General features: G+C 56.2%; 11 protein-coding genes. 6 read left to right on the top strand and 5 right to left on the bottom strand.

The genetic code is table 11. The features are described from left to right. The first annotated feature begins 184 nt into the window (after positions 1-184). Both RYB09_RS07580 and RYB09_RS07575 read left to right on the top strand, forming a co-directional pair. Positions 185-1243, top strand: a complete 1059-nt coding sequence (locus tag RYB09_RS07580; protein WP_122258131.1) for an AAA family ATPase — start codon at positions 185-187, stop codon at positions 1241-1243. Next, entirely contained in the window at positions 1240-2583 is a 1344-nt protein-coding gene (locus RYB09_RS07575) for a DUF58 domain-containing protein (protein ID WP_316887783.1), read from the top strand. Before RYB09_RS07580 ends, RYB09_RS07575 begins: the two co-directional genes overlap by 4 nt. A gap of 28 nt (positions 2584-2611) precedes the next feature. Here the strand turns inward: RYB09_RS07575 and RYB09_RS07570 are convergent, their stop codons facing one another. Continuing rightward, the gene (locus RYB09_RS07570) at positions 2612-2971 is read right to left on the bottom strand and encodes a PilZ domain-containing protein (protein ID WP_122258132.1); all 360 of its coding nucleotides are present in this window, start codon (positions 2969-2971) and stop codon (positions 2612-2614) included. Between the two features lie 193 nt (positions 2972-3164). Then, positions 3165-3560, bottom strand: a complete 396-nt coding sequence (locus RYB09_RS07565) for a tetratricopeptide repeat protein (RefSeq protein WP_002554984.1) — start codon at positions 3558-3560, stop codon at positions 3165-3167. Between the two features lie 176 nt (positions 3561-3736). On the opposite strand from RYB09_RS07565, the gene pyk reads away from it, so the two are divergent. Then, positions 3737-5188, top strand: coding sequence for a pyruvate kinase (gene pyk, locus RYB09_RS07560; protein ID WP_002554985.1), 1452 nt, complete (start codon positions 3737-3739; stop codon positions 5186-5188). A 121-nt stretch (positions 5189-5309) separates the two neighbouring features. Here pyk and RYB09_RS07555 read toward each other — a convergent pair whose 3' ends face one another. Further along, on the bottom strand, positions 5310-6248 hold the full coding sequence (locus RYB09_RS07555; RefSeq protein ID WP_122258133.1) for an iron-sulfur-binding ferredoxin reductase: 939 nt from the start codon (positions 6246-6248) through the stop codon (positions 5310-5312). Positions 6249-6427: 179 nt separating this feature from the next. Between RYB09_RS07555 and RYB09_RS07550 the strand changes: the two genes are divergently transcribed. Further along, positions 6428-7951, top strand: coding sequence for a fumarate hydratase (locus RYB09_RS07550; protein ID WP_058408086.1), 1524 nt, complete (start codon positions 6428-6430; stop codon positions 7949-7951). 88 nt (positions 7952-8039) lie between these two features. Here RYB09_RS07550 and RYB09_RS07545 read toward each other — a convergent pair whose 3' ends face one another. After that, positions 8040-8324 (bottom strand): hypothetical protein, encoded by a 285-nt coding sequence (locus RYB09_RS07545; protein ID WP_004666155.1) that lies wholly within the window; start codon positions 8322-8324, stop codon positions 8040-8042. Between the two features lie 155 nt (positions 8325-8479). Continuing rightward, on the bottom strand, positions 8480-11296 hold the full coding sequence (locus tag RYB09_RS07540; protein WP_316887780.1) for an RHS repeat-associated core domain-containing protein: 2817 nt from the start codon (positions 11294-11296) through the stop codon (positions 8480-8482). A 262-nt stretch (positions 11297-11558) separates the two neighbouring features. Between RYB09_RS07540 and RYB09_RS07535 the strand changes: the two genes are divergently transcribed. Together RYB09_RS07535 and RYB09_RS07530 are read left to right on the top strand one after the other, a co-directional pair. Next, on the top strand, positions 11559-14501 hold the full coding sequence (locus RYB09_RS07535; RefSeq protein ID WP_316887778.1) for a Tc toxin subunit A: 2943 nt from the start codon (positions 11559-11561) through the stop codon (positions 14499-14501). A gap of 38 nt (positions 14502-14539) precedes the next feature. Continuing rightward, positions 14540-19378, top strand: coding sequence for a neuraminidase-like domain-containing protein (locus RYB09_RS07530; protein WP_316887776.1), 4839 nt, complete (start codon positions 14540-14542; stop codon positions 19376-19378). Positions 19379-19393: the final 15 nt, after the last annotated feature.

Here is a 19393-nt window from a genome sequence, read left to right as displayed (position 1 = left end):
CAGTGCAATTGAATGGCATGCACCAATACGCCGCATGCCTTGAGCGGTTACCATGGAAATAATGCTCGGCAAGAGAAGAAACACTCAGTCGCTGCGCACAAAAATTACGAAAAAGCCAAATCAGGTAAGTAATTGATTTATGGACGATAAATCTAATATAACAGTTAGTAACGCTCCAGAAATCGTGAGCGAGCAAACGCCCGAAACATCAGGCAGCACCAAGCCATTTATCGAACCCGCCACCGAACCGGCCAGCCCGGCAAACGCTGCAAGCAATCAGTTGCAGCAGCGACAACGCGCCAGCCAGCTGGCTCAGGCGTTGCGTAACGAGCTGCAAAAGGCTGTGATTGGCCAAAACACAGTGATCGAGGACGTGCTGACCGCCCTGATCGGCGGCGGGCATGTGCTGCTGGAAGGCGTACCGGGGCTGGGCAAGACATTGCTGGTAAGGGCGCTTGCCAGTTGCATCGGCTGTGAGTTCGCGCGCATTCAATTTACGCCGGACCTGATGCCCAGCGATGTCACCGGCCATGCTGTGTACGACATGCAGACCGAGCAGTTCAAGCTGCGCAAGGGGCCGCTGTTTACCAACCTGCTGTTGGCCGACGAAATAAACCGGGCACCGGCCAAGACGCAGGCCGCGTTGCTCGAAGCCATGCAGGAGCGGCAAGTAACCCTCGAAGGTCGGGCGCTGCCCATCCCGCAGCCGTTCATGGTGCTGGCAACCCAGAACCCTATCGAACAGGAAGGCACTTACCCACTGCCGGAAGCCGAACTGGATCGTTTCATGCTCAAGCTGCGCATGGGCTATCCCGAAGCGCTGGAAGAGCTGAACATGGTGCGCCAGGTCACCCGCTCGACCCGTGCCGACATGCTGGATGTGCGGCCGCTGCGGGTCATCATGCAGGCTCGGGAGGTTCAGGCACTGCAACGCATTGCCAGCGAGCTGCCCATTGATGAGCAGGTGCTGGACTACGCCGTGCGCGTGGCGCGCAGTACGCGCACCTGGCCAGGTCTTAGCCAGGGCGCAGGGCCGCGCGCTTCAATTGCACTGGTGCGTGGCGGGCGGGCCAGAGCATTGTTGCGCGGCGGTGAGTTCGTTACTCCGGACGATATCAAGGGCTGCGCGCTGGCTGTGTTGCGACATAGGGTCAGGCTATCACCGGAGCTGGACATCGAGGGCCTTTCAGTGGATCAGGTGCTTCGGCAGATCCTTGACCAGGTCTCGGCACCGCGCCTGTGAATCAGGTTCTGAAACCGTCGGTTCCGATGCTGCGCTGGCTCGGTGGGTTCATGTGCGTTGCGTTGCTGACAGGAACGCTCCATGCGCTGGGCATCGAGTATCCGGCAAAAATCGACGAGCTTTATCGGGCAGCGTTGCTGGCTTTCGCGGGCATCAGCCTGCTCGATGCATTCTGGCTGCTCAGGCGTCCCTCGCCACGCGTGCAGCGCGAGCTTGCGGGTAGCCTGGCGCTGGACCGCTGGAACGAGGCGCGGCTCGACCTGCAACACAACGGCACCAAGCCAGTCACCATGCAGGTGTTCGATCATGTGCCGCATGGCCTGGAACATGAAAACCTGCCGCGGTCCATCATCTTGCCTGCACGCGGCAAAGGCAGCATCGGTTACCGTCTGCGCCCCTCAAGCCGTGGCCATTTCACCTTCGAGCAGTGCGAAATCAGTCTGCCAGGGCCTTTGGGCCTGTGGACGGCACGCCGCTATCTTCCGGTACACAGCACGACCCGTGTCTACCCGGACTTCGCCCGGCTTTACGGTGGGCAACTGCTGGCGGTGGACAACTGGCTGAGCCAACTGGGGGTGCGCCAGTTGCAACGTCGCGGGGCGGGAATGGAATTCAATCAGTTGCGCGAGTTTCGTGAAGGCGACAGCTTGCGCCAGATAGACTGGAAAGCTACCGCCCGCCAGCGCTCCCCCATTGCTCGCGAGTATCAGGACGAGCGGGATCAACAGATCGTTTTCATGCTCGATTGCGGACGTCGAATGCGCAGCCAGGACGGTGATTTGTCTCACTTCGATCACGCGCTGAATGCCTGCCTGCTATTGAGTTATGTCGCACTGCGTCAGGGTGACTCGGTTGGCCTTGCGACGTTTGCGGGTGAGCAGGACCGCTATCTGGCACCCGTAAAAGGGCCGGGGCAGCTCAACCTGTTGCTCAACTCGGTCTATGACCTGCAGACCACCCGGCGACCTGCTGACTACAGCGCCGCCGTTCGCCAATTGATGGTGCGCCATAAAAGACATTCACTGGTGGTACTGATCACCAACCTGCGCGATGAAGACGATGAGGAGCTGGTGGCTGCTGCAAGACAGCTAGGCAAGCAGCATCGCGTGCTGATTGCCAGCCTCAGGGAGGAAGTGCTCGACAGTCTGCGTCAGGCCCCCGTACAAACCTATGATCAAGCGCTGGATTATTGCGGGACCCTGAATTTCCTCAACGCTCGCGCTTCGCTGCACGACCGCTTGAGTGCTCAAGGCATCGCAATAATGGATGCTCGACCAAGGGAATTGGGGCCGCAGCTGGTCAGCCGTTATCTGAGCTGGAAAAAGGCAGGTACGCTATAAGCGAAACCTTGCGAGTCAGCCAGCTGACTCAGGCTGAGGCTTCATAAAAGGGGTAGAAACAGAAATACTCCCGCAAGAGCTGGACGAACGCCAGGTATTCTGTCGAGACCTGAGACAACTCGAAACCGGAGTCGTAGCTGCCTGGCGTCTCGTCTTCGTGGCTCCAGAGGCACTTGGCGCTAAGATCTATTGATTGCCCGACAGTGCCATTCGGCATTTTCAGACACAGATCAAATCTGGCCCCTACCAGAACGGGCAATTCGCTGATCAGCATCAGCCCTTCCCCGGAAACATTCCCCAGACACCCTATCAGCTTGCCAGTATGACGATTAAAGACCTGCAGGTAATCCTGCAATTGGTGCCGTTCTATTTTCCGCTCTTTATACATGGCAGGCTGCCTTCCAAGACCACTGTTGCGATCACTTAACACCGTTCGCTGGCTGCGGACTTCAAAAACGAGGCACTGCACGATAACCGCCTCGGCCTAGAGCTCTGCAGCTCGTCCACTATGTGATCACAGCCTAGCTCAGAATTTTTCAAAATCCACCCGAACACGGCACCTGCCATTCAAATGAGGGTAACTATTTTGACACAGGAGCGTTTCGAACAGGTGCCGGGATCGGCCTGGCAGGCTGAGCCTTGGGGTAGAGGCCGGTTTGTGCAAGCGTATCGAGCCTGGCCCGTGCACGGAACGCATATTCGCTCTCTGGATACTGAGTCATCAGAAATTGATAGGTCTGAGCAGCATCGACATACAGTTTCTGCCGCTCCAGGCACTGGCCACGCAGCATCGACACTTCCGGCTGAACATAACGGCGCGAACGGCTTTGACGCTCCACCTTGGAAAGATCCAGCATGACCCGGTCACAATCACCTTCCTGATAGGCACGGTAAGCGTGATCGAGGTTGGAATTCATCGCCCAGCGGGTGCAACCGCTGAGCGCAGTCAGTAATACAACAATCGTTACAATACGCATGGGACTCTCCTGTTCTCTGCCCTGTATCGGCGTCACAGCCTGTTTCTTCAAGTAAATCGCACACCGACCGTCAGCCGATTGCCCTCCCTGACAGCAACACGGTAGTGCAAAGGAACAATGACTAAAGACCCAGACAGGAGTAGCCTCTCGCTGCGCTTCAATTAAGGAGTTTGTGCATGACCGTTCGCCGCACCAAAATCGTCGCCACACTTGGCCCTGCCAGCAACTCGCCGGAAGTCATCGAACAACTGATCCTTTCGGGTCTGGACGTTGCTCGTCTGAACTTCTCTCACGGTACTCCGGATGAGCACAAGGCACGCGCCAAACTGATCCGCGAAATCGCCGCCAGACACGGGCGCTTCGTCGCTCTGCTGGGCGACCTGCAGGGTCCTAAAATCCGTATCGCAAAGTTCACCGACAAGCGAATCGAGCTGAAGGTCGGTGACAAGTTCACCTTCTCCACCGCTCATCCGCTGACCAGTGGCAACCAGCAAATCGTGGGTATCGACTACCCGGATCTGGTCAAGGATTGCGGCGTAGGCGACGAGCTGCTGCTCGACGACGGTCGCGTAGTCATGCGCGTCGACACCCAGACGGCTGACGAACTGCATTGCACCGTGCTGATCGGCGGTCCGCTGTCCGATCACAAGGGCATCAACCGTCGCGGCGGTGGCCTGACGGCTCCGGCACTGACCGAGAAAGACAAGCAGGACATCAAGCTCGCTGCCGAAATGGACCTGGACTACCTGGCCGTTTCCTTCCCGCGCGATGCCGCCGACATGGAATACGCTCGCCAGTTGCGCGACGAATCCGGCGGTACAGCCTGGCTGGTCGCCAAGATCGAACGCGCCGAAGCCGTTGCCAACGACGAAGTGCTCGATGAGCTGATTCGCGCCAGTGACGCTGTCATGGTTGCGCGTGGCGACCTGGGCGTTGAAATCGGTGATGCCGAGCTGGTTGGCGTACAGAAACGCATCATTCTGCACGCACGTCGCCACAACAAGGCGGTGATCGTCGCCACGCAGATGATGGAGTCGATGATCTCAAGCCCGATGCCGACGCGTGCCGAAGTGTCCGACGTGGCCAACGCCGTGCTCGACTACACCGACGCCGTCATGCTGTCGGCGGAAAGTGCTGCGGGCTCCTACCCGATCGAAGCGGTTCAGGCGATGGCGCGTATCTGCATCGGCGCTGAAAAGCACCCGACCGGCAAAACGTCCAGCCACCGTATCGGCCACTCGTTCACCCGTTGTGACGAAAGCATCGCGCTGGCGGCCATGTACACCGCCAACCACTTCCCGGGTGTGAAGGCGATCATCGCACTGACCGAAAGCGGCTATACCCCGCTGATCATGTCGCGCATCCGCTCCTCGGTGCCGATCTACGCGTTCTCCCCGCACCGTGGTACTCAAGCGCGTGCAGCGATGTTCCGTGGCGTCTACACCGTGCCGTTCGACCCGGCAGCCCTGCCACCGGGTCAGGTCAGCCAGGCCGCAGTCGACGAACTGCTCAAGCGTGGTCTGGTCGAGCAAGGTGACTGGGTCATCCTCACCAAGGGTGACAGCTACCACACCATCGGTGGCACCAACGGCATGAAGATTCTGCATGTCGGCGACCCATTGGTCTGATAGCAGAACGCTGCAAGCCAAGGCCCCGTCTCGCAAGAGTCGGGGCCTTTTTGCATTGTGTATGCCTGACGAATCTTTCGTGATTAATCGTGACGAACGAGAGCTATGACTAACATGCACCTTATTCCCGCGCCACAAACACATCCGCCAGCAATTGATTACGCGGCAGCCCTGCCAGATACAAGCGCTTGGCAAATACCTCCACGCTGTCGGCACTGCCACACAACAACGCCATCGCATGCCGCGACAACAGGCGCAGTTCGGCCAGGGTCGTCTCCAGCGTCTGCACGGTAATCAGTTGAACAAGCAACTGTGGATAACGCTCAGCCAGGGCTTGCAGCTCATTGGCCAGATAGTGCTGCTGGCTGTCATGGGCCAAATGAATCAGGCGGATGGTGCCCTGATGCTCCTGACGCAACGCCTCACGCAATACGCCCCATAGCGGGCCGAGCCCGGTACCGGCAGCCAGCAAGAGCAGAGGTTTTTCCTGCCAGTCAGGGTCATAGCGCAGGGCCCCGCCGCGCAGTTCGCCGAGCCTCAACGTGTCACCGACCCGCAGCTGTCGGGCGACGTTGCAGAAGGCACCGGGCTGGTGGCAGTCGATATGAAATTCCAGAAACGGGTCCTCGCCCGGAAGGCTCGCCAGCGAATAAGGCCGGGCAACACCGCTGTCAGTCCACAACACCTGGTGTTGCCCGGCGCTATAGCGCAGAGGTCGCGCGGGTTCCAGACGCAAACGCAGCACGGTCGGGCAGAGCCAGTCGCAGCCCATTACTGTCGCAGGCAGGCCGTCACGCTGCGGGTCAAACACCTCGACAGCCAGGTCACCGACCACTCGGCACTGGCAGGCGAGCCGCCAACCCTGCTGGCGCTTTTCAGCGGGCAAGGCATCGGGCAAAGCGTCATCAGGCTCGCCTTTGACACAGCGCACCAGGCACGCATGGCAACTGCCGGCACGACAGCTATAGGGAACCGGCACACCGGCATGGTTCAGGGCGTCGAGCAGATTGCTGGCCGATGGCACCGACCAGCTACGCTCACCAACATGCAATTGAGGCATTCAGGCGGCCTGTGCAGAAAATAACGGCGATTGTACAGACTGGCCTGTCGGGCGGGTTATACTGCCGCGCCTTTTTGCGCCCGCTACGGCTAACCTGACAGCTCTGGTTCAAGCCGCAGTTCCAGACTGCCGCCGATAGCGTAATTGAATGTTCCCGTCCTTACAGAGGAGCGCGCCGCATGACCGTGATCAAGCAAGACGACCTGATTCAGAGCGTTGCAGACGCACTGCAGTTCATTTCCTACTACCACCCCGTGGATTTCATCCAGGCCATGCACGAGGCGTATCTGCGTGAAGAGTCGCCTGCCGCTCGCGACTCCATCGCCCAGATCCTGATCAACTCGCGCATGTGCGCGACCGGTCATCGCCCGATCTGCCAGGACACCGGCATCGTCACCGTTTTCGTACGCGTGGGTATGGATGTTCGCTGGGATGGCGCCACCATGGGCCTGGACGACATGATCAACGAAGGCGTGCGTCGCGCTTACAACCTGCCTGAAAACGTGCTGCGTGCATCGATCCTCGCCGACCCGGCAGGCGCTCGCAAAAACACCAAGGACAACACCCCGGCTGTTATCCACTACTCCATCGTTCCGGGTAATACCGTGGAAGTGGACGTCGCGGCGAAAGGCGGCGGTTCGGAAAACAAATCGAAGATGGCGATGCTCAACCCGTCCGATTCGATCGTCGACTGGGTCCTGAAAACCGTTCCGACCATGGGCGCAGGCTGGTGCCCACCGGGCATGCTCGGCATCGGCATCGGCGGCACCGCGGAAAAGGCCGCGGTCATGGCCAAGGAAGTGTTGATGGAGTCCATCGACATTCATGAGCTGAAGGCCCGTGGCCCGCAGAACCGCATCGAAGAGATGCGTCTGGAACTGTTCGAAAAGGTCAACCAGCTGGGCATCGGCGCTCAGGGCCTGGGCGGTCTGACCACCGTGCTCGACGTCAAGATCATGGATTACCCGACCCATGCTGCGTCGCTGCCGGTGTGCATGATCCCTAACTGCGCGGCCACCCGCCACGCGCACTTCGTACTCGACGGCAGCGGCCCTGCCTCGCTGGAAGCGCCGTCGCTGGACGCCTACCCGGAAATCGTCTGGGAAGCTGGCCCATCGGCCCGCCGAGTCAACCTCGACACCCTGACCCCGGAAGAAGTGCAAAGCTGGAAGCCGGGCGAAACCGTGCTGCTCAACGGCAAGATGCTTACCGGCCGCGACGCCGCGCACAAGCGCATGGTCGAAATGCTCAACAAGGGCGAAACCCTGCCGGTCGACCTCAAGGGTCGTTTCATCTACTACGTCGGCCCGGTTGATCCGGTACGCGAAGAAGTCGTTGGCCCGGCAGGCCCGACCACGGCCACGCGGATGGATAAGTTCACCCGCCAGATCCTCGACCAGACCGGCCTGCTGGGCATGATCGGCAAATCCGAACGCGGCCCGACCGCCATCGACGCAATCCGCGACCACAAAGCCGTGTACCTGATGGCCGTCGGCGGCGCTGCGTACTTGGTGGCTCAGGCGATCAAGAAATCCCGAGTCGTGGCCTTCGCCGAACTGGGCATGGAAGCGATCTACGAGTTCGAGGTCAAAGACATGCCGGTGACCGTTGCGGTGGACAGCACGGGTGAATCCGTACACATCACCGGCCCGCAGATCTGGCAGAAGAAGATCAGCGACAGTCTGGCGGTGGAAGTGCAGTAAGTAACGATGGCAGCAAGCCCGGAAAACAGGTCGGGCTTGCTGCATTAGCTTCGGAGTGCAGCGCCTTACCCCACGCGATCACCCACAACTAAATCGAATAAAGACGCACTGGAATGGCATTTTTTTTGAAAAAAGCTACAGTTGAAGGATCCGACCTTGCTGTGTCCAGTTCAGAGAACTTCTCGAACTTCAAAAACTTCATATCTCGCCATTTTACGGGCGCATGCGACTGCCACTCGATATAGTTGGAGGACCCAGAGATTGGCACGGTAATTTCCTGGCCACTCATGTTTTCGTTGAGCGCTTCCCATGTATCTGCACGCATATCACGTATCAGCGGAAATACATTACAGGCTGAGGCAAGGTTATTCATGCTCGCACTCATCATCTTCATCCATGAAGGTTTGGTAAACACCTTGTTTCCGGCAGAAAAAAATCAGCGATAGTCTGGCGGTCGTAGTACAGCAAGAAAGCCTTTAGCCGCCCCCATGCCAGCCTCCCATAGCACGGGTAGCCAGTCACCTCATATCAGAACAACTTTCCCCAGCGTCTGAGACTGCTTTTTACCGTCGATTCCGCAAGCATAATACTTAACATCGCCAAGCTGTCTGCATTGTTCATCAACAAGTTGGTCCGCACTGCGGGGTCGCTCAAACGCTCGATTTTCATGTCCTGCATGCTCTTGACCTCGAAGAGTCTCAGGGCCCTCTCGGTACTCAATACATTCTTTCCTATCATCCGCTCGACACTTCTGAACATGTGGGCGTTCTTACGCCCGTAAGAATACTCCATCGCTGAATTAAGCCCGCCTTCAAGGTGCTGTATGTAGCTGTCCTCACTGATCGCTGCCGCTTTTTCGTCCCGGAGACCCGCTGCCAGATACCCGAAATCAAGAATTTTGTTATTGAGAACTGTGTGAGAAACTTCATGCCCAAGCGTGATTGATGTACCCGCAACGTGGACGTTTAAAAGATCCTCGACCATGAAAATGCGTTTATGCTGATCCTCAAGATCAATAAATGCATCCGTCCCCGAATAGTTTTTCATTATGGCTATCTGATTGTAATGCCCCCCACCTTCATTGTAGTCTTTCAGCATGCAAGCCGTTGTGCTGTATGTTTCAGCCAATTCGCCACGCCTCTCCTTGGCGCCGTCCCCCAACACGTAACTCATCAATAGCTCAGGCAGTTGCGCTATCGCCGGTGCTGCGAGGGTTTTTGAACTTTCACTCCATGCAGAGTAAGCGAGTTTGAACGCGCGGTTCAAATGATCAGGTTCAGTTTTTGGAAGCTTCGATATTTCGCTTCTACCTCGCGCGAGGATGCCGGTGTCAAATAATACATCACGCTCTACACTGTCTCTCCGCCCACGATATTCCCCGATCAGTCCATAAGGATCTGTGTAAGCTGTCGGATTATTCCGAACCATTGCATAAAAATTCAACCCATCCACATCCCCCGCCGGGTCCGGATTGATCCAGCGTTGCAACCACGGCGCGTAATACCTGAACCCATAATAATAAAGCCCGCTGGCATCGCGTTCCTTGCCCGAGTACCGAACTGTTTTGTACTTGGCTTCTACCGCACTGCGAGCCGCCCACCAGGCCGTACTGCCGAACGGATAATAACTTTCCTGGCTGATAAGACCGCCTTGATGATCCAGTTCCAGCGTGCTCGATCCCAAGTGATCACCCAGGCTGTAACGAACCTGATTATTTGCGATGCCGTCCGGTTTACCGGCTTCCCAGTGCAACACCCGCACGCTGTTGCGACCGGCCTGAACCGTAACGACATGAAGGATTTCGCCATCGGCTGTGGTGCGAATTTCCAGTCCCGGCAGGTAACGCACTTCGTTAGTCAGCGTGCGACCTGATGCCTGCGCAGTGCTGATTTTTCGGCAGCGTTGACCCTGGCCGTCATAGACATAGCGCTCGTCATCATTCGGCCCGTCCCTGCGTTGCACAGTGGTGATGTGCTGCAACTGATTACGCACATCCCAGCCCATGGCCTGCCCGCGCACCAGTTGCAGCAGGTTGCCGTTGGCGTCAAAGTTTGTGGCGAAATCCACGTCATCGTCATCTTCGGGAAGGCTGCGATTACTGTCGGGGGCGACGTGCATGTTGCGGGTGAAGTTCTGCGCGCCTTCGTGACGCATTTGCAGCAGATTGCCCGCAGCATCGTAGCTGTAACGCTGTTTGTAATTGCTGACCTGACAAGGATCAAGCGTCGGAATAGATTGCAGACCGGGCAACGCCGGACCATGACTAACACCGTTTCTAACCTCACGACCAGTGGCTTCGATCAACTGGTACAACGCGTCGTAACGGTAACGGTTGATCGGTTCGACAAGCTGGTTGTCGCAATATTGATCGGGCTGAGAAGTATCGTTGATGAGCAAAACATTGCCCACCGGGTCATAGCTGTAATTCAGCCTTTGCAACACAGAGCCATCAGCAGATACCGCGCTGAGTTGAGTCAGCCGACCGTCCTGTTGATCATAGGAATAATGACTGACGACGCCATTACCGGCCGTCTCCTGCTCTACCTGACTGAACGCGTCGTAGCGAATTGCACTGACCAGCGTTTGCGGCTGTTCGGTATTGGCCAGGGTCAGTTCAACAGCGTGCAGTTGCCCTGCCAAATCGTGACTGAAACGATGGAAATTATCGTTGGCATCAGTCTGCACCAACACTTCGCCCTGCGCGTTGAAAGCCCAGCGTGTCTGCAAACCGACGGGCTCCAGCAGTGCATCACGATCAGGCTCGGCAAGTGGCCAGTCCGGGCTGTCAGGCGACTGCAGAAAATACCGTTTCTCACTCAAAACTCCACCCGACAGACCATAGTCCGCAAGCAAGCACGAGCCTGCCGTATCGTCATGGCGAATCAGCTGATTACATTGATTATGCTCAGCGACGTCCGCAGCTCCATAGCCCAGGCACTCGACAACATGTCCTTGCTCTGTAACTGATAAAGGACGCAGCGAGTGGTCGTATTCGATGCATCGTAGCGTGCCTCGCCCGTCCCGGCTTTCAAGCAACTGCCCCGCATCGCCAATCAGGTTCATTCGCCAACCCGAATCGACGCTTTCGTTCAGCAAAACCGCTCCAGACAGACTAAACCTGACCACCAGATTTGCCGGGATACCGGCTTCGATTTCCGAACGACTGAACAAACGGGGATCACGACCCACAACCGGTCGCCCTGACCAGTCAAAGCGCTGGTGCGTCACCCGCGCGTCAAGAAGCTGCCCGGCCACACTTCTACAGAACTGCACGTTACGCACAGCCAGCGCACGTGGGTCAATGATCGCCAGTATTGGCGTATTGCTATGCACAATCGAGTTCATCGCTTTCATCCATGAATGTTTGATAACCCAGCTATTCGCTATAGCACAACAACGATCAGCACCGTTTGTGCACCCATGGAAATAGCGAAATTGATTATCGAAAGCCGGCTTGTTACCAAAAGGCATAAGCAAACGAATCGCAGATAACGCATTGCTTTTTATGGATATTCAACCCTTCTCGCGCAATAGCTGTCATTTGTATCAGGTAGACGACGACCGCCTTTTGAACAACGCTTGAGCCATGATTAATGAGGCGCCGAACATGACAAAACCTCCCCTTTCCTTGCTGAACAATCTAGCCAAAACCGATGCGGTCGCCCACGAGCGGACGGACGGCAAGTTGTCTTTCACTGACGCTCTCGCGACGCTGAACATTCAATCGGTCTTCGATATCGTGCGGCGCTCCAAGTCAGCCTTTGTCCGTGATATCTCGCGAATCAGCGACGCCAATGCGGCGCTTGCTTATGAAAATGCCCGCTGTTATGCGACGCAGATCGTACGGCTTTATCGCAACCAACTGGTGTCGTCTGGCCGTACGCAGAAACTGACACGGCGCTCGGGCGTACGCTCGTTGGTAGAGATCGGTCCTAGTTTCCCCAATCTGTTCAAGGAGAACTGGGATCTGTTTTGCAAAGTGGGAGCAATAGAGGCCAAGGACTCGCCCGTTGCATACCTGACATCCTTGTATCGTTTTGCGCTGGAAGAACTGGAAGGCAGCTCTGTCGATTCCAGCCGAATCAAGCTTGATGAACGACGCCCAGACCTAAAAGACCTGATTGTCGATCAGCAAAGCACGTTCACGCCGGTTCCTACGCTGCAGATAGTCAACCAGGTGTTGGGCAAAGCTATAGAGGCTTACGTGGACACCGTGGCGGAGGACAAGGACAAGTCTCTTTACCAACTGGTCGCTGAAAAACAGCATCCGTTCATGTTCCCTTACAACTTTCACTTTCAACAGATAACGCTGGGGCTGGCAGGCAAAAAGCCGACGCTGGGCGAGCTGAGTTATCACATCAGCCTTGAGGTTCCGACGACTTCAACGCCGACTGATGACTTTGGAAAAGTGCAGCAATCCAGCGCCGTCGCACAGGCCCTGATGAGCGGTTTAGGCCCTGAACAACAGGCAATCGCGCTTGAACCTGCAGTGGCAGCCGAGCCGGAGGCGATCAACCGTTTCTTCAACACAAAATACAACATTGTTTACGTGGACGGCGCCAGCAATCAGCTCAATACCCTCGATATCTTCATGGCAAAAACGGATCTCGACAGTGACGCAGTAGAAGCCCTTCTTGCCACAGGCAGTCACACCCCTTACCGCTCAGCCAATATCCAGTCGGCCGGGCAAACCGTCGACGCAACGCCGTCACCCGATGAAAGCCCGGCTGCAATCGGGACTCGATTCGGTGCTGAATACGTCAATGGCCCAGCCGTCGAGCCAGCAATGGGGCTGCTCAAGGAAGCCGATGGTGTCGTACGCCTGACCAACACCAGCGTGGACCGCTTCGACCGCCTGCAACGCATGATTCGTTTGCAACGCTGGATGAACATTCCTTTTACAACGCTGGATACGTTGATCATCGCGGTCATTCGTTCGGAAGGTGATGCGAACTCTCCGGGAGTCCTGACTGCAAACACACTGCGCGCGCTGGGCGTCTACCGGTACTTGAGCAAACATTACAACCTCACGCCCGAAGAGTTTGCCAGTTTTTTTCATTGCATGGCTGGTGAGGCAAGCGATGGTCGCTTGCCTCTGTTCGACCGGGTATTCAACAACCCGATCCTGTTCGACACCCCGTTGGTTTTGAACGGATCACCCCTTTATCTGGATAACGAGAGTAGCGAGCATATCAAGGCTCGCGCGCAGTTAAGCGCCGCCCTGCATTTATCCAGTACGCAGGAAGGCTTGTGGCTGCTGGTCGTTGATACTCGCGATCTGCTTGAAGGCACAAGTACCGATTTCAAACTCAAATTGAGTATGGTTTCTTCGCTGTATCGCCAGACCCGTATTGCTTCGATGTTCGGCCTGACAGTCCAGGATAGCCGGGCACTGATCGACCTGCTGGGCGGTGAACCTTACCGGGCAAACATTGTGAAAGGCAGACTGGGAAGCGCTCCTGCCGAGACAGACAGCGATGCCGAACCCGACGTGCTCGATATCCTGATGCAACTGGACTGGGCCGTTACCTGGCTCAAGGCTTATGGTCAGAACGTTGCCACACTGCGCCGTCAATTGGGCGTGGATATGACCGAACCAGCGACATCGCAGGAGCTGGCCGGTCAGCTCGAACAATTGACCGACGACGCTCTTGCAGTTGCACTGACTGACCAACAACTTGCGTCACTGAACCTTCCAACCTATGACGACGAGGGCTCGGTGATCGAATGGTGGGCTGTAATAGCGCCGCTGATCGACTCACACGGGCTGGTAGTAGCCCAACCGTTGGATGAAGAGCCTGCTGTCAGTATCCGTCAGGCAATCCTTACACAACTCACCTCTATTAGACTTGGCGATTCGCTGAAGAGCGAACTTGCCGCAAAACTTGAAGTGTTCGTCTTCAACGGCTACCTGACCCAGCATCGCCTGATGGAAGGTCTGATGCAAACCGTCGCGGGTTTGCCACTTGATCGTTGCGAACCGGTACTGCGCTGGTCAGGCAGTAGCGTGGACGTGTTTCTCGGCTCGCTCATGGAGGGCACCGAAGTAAAGCTGACGGAACTGATGCGCCATGCAGAAGTTAATCAGCAGTTAGGACTGAGTGCCCAGGCACTGCGCACGTTTCTGATCAACCCGCACTGGTTGCATACAGGTTTTGACAGCCCGCTTCCTCTCTCTTTGAGCAGCCTGTACCTGCTGGACCGCTATCGCAACTGGCGTGACCAGAGTGGTCACCCGGAAGACGCTTTGCTCGATTATTTCAAACAAGCGAATGGCGGTTCAAAGGACAAGGCGCACTGTGCTGCGCTGCTGGCAGCACTCACACACTGGACATCGTCCGAAGTGCTGGCGGCGACTGTATTACTCACTGCTTCAGATGAAATCGCGTCTTCCATGCACGAGGTGGACTGGCTGAACCGAATGCACAGCGCCAGTGAACTCACAGGGCTCTCGGCTGGACAATTACTGTTGGCCACGGACCTGACAGTGACCAGTCCTGCCACGCAGTGGAAGTCCACAGGCGAAGCCGTTATATCCGGCAACCGTTGATCTGCACTTAACCTGTTCAATGCCATGGAGGCCTGATCATGTCCAATACCGTGGAAAGCCGGATCAACGAATCCTTTCGTGATGCGCTGGTGGCTTATTACCTGAGTGAAGTTGTACCCAACTCTCCACTGCTCAGTCGCCTGGGCCTGGACCAGCGTTTGAAAACGGCCAATGACCTGTATGAGTTTTTCCTGCTCGACAATCAGGTCGGCAATGAGGTCCAGACCAGCCATGTCGCATCAGCAATCAGCAGCCTGCAACAACTCATCAATGGCACCTTGCTGGGCATGGAGCCGGGCTACGACACCCTGCTGCCTACCGAGGCACGGTTTGTCGAATGGCGCGACCGCAGCAGTCAATACCCGATCTGGGCCGCCAATATGCAATTGGCGCTGTACCCGGAAATCTATATTTCTCCGGCACTACGGCTGAAAAAGTCCAGCTACTTCGCGCAACTTGAAAACGACATCAATCAAAACAGGATCAATATTGACACCACCCAGGAAGCAGTGAAGTCCTACCTTGCCAGTTTTGAAGAGGTCGCCAACCTGACCATTATCAATGGTTACATCGACAGTGACCGATTTGCAGAAGGCAAATATTACTTTATCGGCAAATCGCGAGCCGAGAATATTTACTACTGGCGCACCGTAGACATGAATGAGCGCGCCTACAAAGAAGGGACTGAAGGGCCGAAATACGATAATCCCACGCCAGGCGCCTGGTCGGACTGGAACCGGGCCGAGATCGGTATCAATGCCAATACACTGGAAAGAACCATCCGCCCGGTATATTTCAACAATCGACTGTTTGTGGCTTGGGTGGACTTGATTCATGTTACCGAGGAGGTGGAAGTTACGCTGCCTGTCGGCACGATAGCACCCGATACAAATGGCGGCTTCCCTGTCAATCCACCGCTGTCCATAGCACCTGTCACTGTGATCACACCGAACGTGCGGCTGGTACTCAATATTTCCTACAAGAAATATGACGATTCCTGGAGCGCGCCGCAAATCTATATGGACGTGACCACACCCAATGCATTCACCCGTGCAGATAAGCCAGTCAATCTGGAAAGAGACCTGAACACTATTGCTATTTACGATGTCTCTGCATCACCGGAGTCGTTATTTATCGCCATGTATGCGGGAGAGACGCTGGTTGAGGGTGATGCTGACGGATCGAGTTCAACCTACACGTTCCTTCACACCGCATTTATCGACAAAAATTTCAATAAGAGGCAAGCGTTCCCCGTGGACAATCATGTTGAAGCGATGGCCTATGATGATGACCCAGAACTTCAGCAACCAAGAGTGCGAAAAACGTGCTGGGCATTTGCACTTAAAAATAAGGAGAATTTTCAGTTTACCTGGAGAGTGGTAATAACGGTACTGAAGGTTAAAACACAATCCGCCCATGCCGACGACCCCGCTTGGAACTACAACAACCTGCAAAAAAAAATAGGTGAAATGCAATTAATTGCCGCCCCGGTCGTTGACGAAAAAAGCTCGACTATCACAATAACGACACATATCACATCCGATATAGACGCCACTCACGCCCCCAGCTTACACATGCGAATTACTTACTGGCTCCTGGACAAATATGTACTCCTCGACCTATATGCAAAACCCTACGACGAACATCATTGGGCGCTCTTGGACGACTCAATATTTTCCACAAGCCTGATTATAGCCACTGAAGCCCTTGGCATATTCAGCCTATCAGATGTCAATGGGGCCGCTGCCCCAGAACTTAAAAATTTTCTATCAAACCATGACTTTAATAACTTTCTCTTTTACGCCCCTGCATCGAACTCCGCCCCCATCAGCCTTAGCGGAGGTTATATAAATGCAGCCATTGCAGAAGAGCTAAACAAAACAGCGTCACCTAGAAGTGGCTCTGCCGTTTTTTCAGGAACAGCCATTGTGGCAGGGCCGCTTGTTACACTCGAAGGTACTCGAGAGCAAAAAGTCATTCACCGGCAAGCCGTCAGATACCCTTCCAGCATGAGCAGCCCCTATTCCAACAACCAACTCGATCTTGAAATCGGTTCCCCTACCGAGCGTGTAAGTGCGCCCGCGCTTTATACTGTCACTCTTCCATTCGACAAAACCACGTTGCTGCCCTACCTGAAAGACACAGCTTTCGTTCCAGAAAAAAAGAATTTCTACATTACGCACGGTGTGGCCGTATTGGACGCCACATCAGGCGACACTATCGGTAATGCACTTAAATCCACAGAAATCGAACTTGCCTTCGCAGCCAGTGACGGGACAGATCCCATAGCGCCAAAAATCAGCAAGCGCGTCGATCAGCTTTTAGGCATCGCGGAATACATTGATTTCTCGAGCTCAAGCATCCTGTTCAGCGACGACTCGACCGATAAACGTGACCCTATCCGCATGAACACCCTGTTCGCCCGCGAGCTGATCAACAAGGCCAACATCGCACTTGAAGCGTTATTGTCCTGGGACACCCAACAGTTGCAGGAGCCGCCTATCGATGAGGACAACATCCCTGACCTGATGGACTTCAAAGGTGCCAACGGTCTGTACTTCTGGGAACTGTTTCTGCACCTGCCGTTCATGATTTCTCATCGACTCAATCTGGAACAGCGCTTCTCCGATGCAGAACGCTGGCTCGGTTTCATCTTCGATCCGGGTCGCAAGAAGATCGGCAATGCACCTGCTTACTGGAACGTGCGGCCATTGGTGGAAGAGCCAGACCCGGATTACTTTCTGCGCTCGCCCATTGACCCGGATGGCATCGCCGCCAGCGATCCGGTGCGCTACCAGAAAGCGGTGTATTTCCATTACATCAAGAACCTGATTGACCGGGGCGACATGGCCTACCGGCAACTGACCCCCGACAGCCTCGGCGAGGCCAAGCTCTGGTACGTGCGTATTCTCGATCTGCTGGGGCCGCGCCCGGATATGAAACTGACCAGCCAGTGGACGCCCATTGCACTGGGCGATCTTGCAGCATCTACAAGCCCGGGGCTACGAGCTTTCGAGCAGCAGTTCGTCAAGCAGGAACAACAGGTACGTACCAGCGCCACCGCCAAAGACGGCAAGGCAACGGTCAAATTCAGCCCGCCTCCCCTTCGCCTGAGCACCTTCGGCAGCGACCCGACACTGGCCGAAGAGGACAACGAACATTTTATCCTTCCGATCAATTCAGAACTGGTCAAATACTGGGACATGCTTGAGACGCGTCTGTACAACCTGCGCCACAACCTGACCCTGGACGGCAAGCCTTTGTCGTTACCGCTGTTTGCAGCGCCACTGGACCCACGGGCCTTGCTCGCAGCCTATGCCAGTGGCGCAACCGAAGGCGGTGCGGGCAGCCTGCTGGCGCAGGAAACGCCGCACTATCGCTACCCGGTCATGTTTGCCAAAGCCAGCGCCGCCGTCGAGACCTTGACCCAGTTCGGCTTCACGCTGCTGTCGGTCATCGAGCGTAAGGAACAAGGGCAGCTTATGGAGCTGCAACAGCAGCAAGTCTGGGAGTTCGCCCAGTACGCTATCGATCTGCAGCTCGAAGCACAGAAAATCGAAGTTCAGACACGCAAGGCACTGGAAGCCAGCAAGGCGGTGGTTGATGCAAGAACCCGTTTTTACGCGCAACTGGCGGAAGAGAACGTCAGCCCCGGCGAAGTCGCAGCGGCCAGCGCGCAGCTTGCGGCAAGGGTTGCCGAAGGTGTCGGATCAACCGCTAATGCTGCAGCATCGGCCCTTAAGGTAGTGCCCAACCACGCAGGTTTTCATGCCGGGGCTACAGGCGGCATGGCTGTCGGCGCTGCGGCGGGTGGAGCTGTCGGCGGTTTTCGTCTGGAAGGTGTGCCGGAGATGGTCGCCATTGCCGCGCAAGCAAGGGCCACACTTTCTGCATCCATCGGCTACGCGCTTGAGCGTACGGAGGGCTTCCGTCGTCGTCTTCAGGAATGGGAACACGCACGGGATCAGGCACTGCTTGAGTCCGAACAGATCACTCTGCAACTCGCCGTTCACGACGCCCAGACCCGCGCCACAGCGTTACAGTTGCGTCAGGCTGAGGATGCTAAAAAGCAGGCCGAGACCGTCTATGCATTTCTCAACAAGCGCTTCACCAACAGCCAGCTGTATCAATGGCTCAATGGGCAGTTCTCGACCTTCTACTACCAGGCCTATGACGCCACGTTCTCACTGTGCCTGGCGACGCAAGCCTGCTGGCAGTATGAAATTGCCGACTACTCGGCCTCCTTCATCCAGCCCGCGGCCTGGAAGGATGCCTGGCGGGGCCTGACTGCTGGCGAGGCCCTGAAACTGAATCTGCTACGCATGGATGCCGCTTACGTGACCCGCAACGAACGCAAAATGGAGATCGTCAAGACGGTTTCGGTACACCAGCTGCCGATAACCGAGGGGGATGATGCCGGGATGAATCACGGCTGGGATGCAGTGGTCAAACGCCTGGCGGAAAAAGGGATTGCCGAGTTCGAAATCACTCGAGCCATGCTTGACGAGGATTACCCGGACCACTACCTGCGCCGCATCAAACGTATCAGCGTTTCGTTGCCGGTCACGGTCGGGCCGTATCAAGATATCCGCGCCACGCTGACCCAGTCGTACAGCGCAGTACAGATGGACGCTCAGGCTGACGGGGTGCTCAAGGAAAACATGCGCGCCAGCCAGCAGATCGCCTTGTCCACCGGCGTGGACGATGACGGACTGTTCGTTTTCAACTTTGACGATGAGCGCTATCTGCCATTTGAGGGCACCGGTGCGATCTCTCGCTGGGCCCTGAGCTTTTCCAACCCCGCATCGCAGCGCGACATGATCGACTCGATCACTGACATCATCGTGCACATGCGCTACACGGCGAAAAGTCGTTAACCGACAGGGAGCAAG

It is taken from the genome of Pseudomonas syringae group sp. J254-4, assembly GCF_032586855.1.
In the GTDB taxonomy this organism is placed as follows: domain Bacteria; phylum Pseudomonadota; class Gammaproteobacteria; order Pseudomonadales; family Pseudomonadaceae; genus Aquipseudomonas; species Aquipseudomonas amygdali.
Note: the sequence above shows the minus strand (reverse complement) of the source record. Positions and strands in the feature narration are given on the sequence as shown.

Bases quoted from the DNA above. Each gene is read 5' to 3' on its own strand.
- RYB09_RS07570 (WP_122258132.1), bottom strand. From the start codon at position 2,971: ATGTATAAAGAGCGGAAAATAGAACGGCACCAATTGCAGGATTACCTG.
- RYB09_RS07535 (WP_316887778.1), top strand. From the start codon at position 11,559: ATGACAAAACCTCCCCTTTCCTTGCTGAACAATCTAGCCAAAACCGAT.
- RYB09_RS07550 (WP_058408086.1), top strand. From the start codon at position 6,428: ATGACCGTGATCAAGCAAGACGACCTGATTCAGAGCGTTGCAGACGCA.
- RYB09_RS07540 (WP_316887780.1), bottom strand. From the start codon at position 11,296: ATGAACTCGATTGTGCATAGCAATACGCCAATACTGGCGATCATTGAC.
- RYB09_RS07555 (WP_122258133.1), bottom strand. From the start codon at position 6,248: ATGCCTCAATTGCATGTTGGTGAGCGTAGCTGGTCGGTGCCATCGGCC.
- RYB09_RS07530 (WP_316887776.1), top strand. From the start codon at position 14,540: ATGTCCAATACCGTGGAAAGCCGGATCAACGAATCCTTTCGTGATGCG.
- RYB09_RS07565 (WP_002554984.1), bottom strand. From the start codon at position 3,560: ATGCGTATTGTAACGATTGTTGTATTACTGACTGCGCTCAGCGGTTGC.
- pyk (WP_002554985.1), top strand. From the start codon at position 3,737: ATGACCGTTCGCCGCACCAAAATCGTCGCCACACTTGGCCCTGCCAGC.
- RYB09_RS07545 (WP_004666155.1), bottom strand. From the start codon at position 8,324: ATGAATAACCTTGCCTCAGCCTGTAATGTATTTCCGCTGATACGTGAT.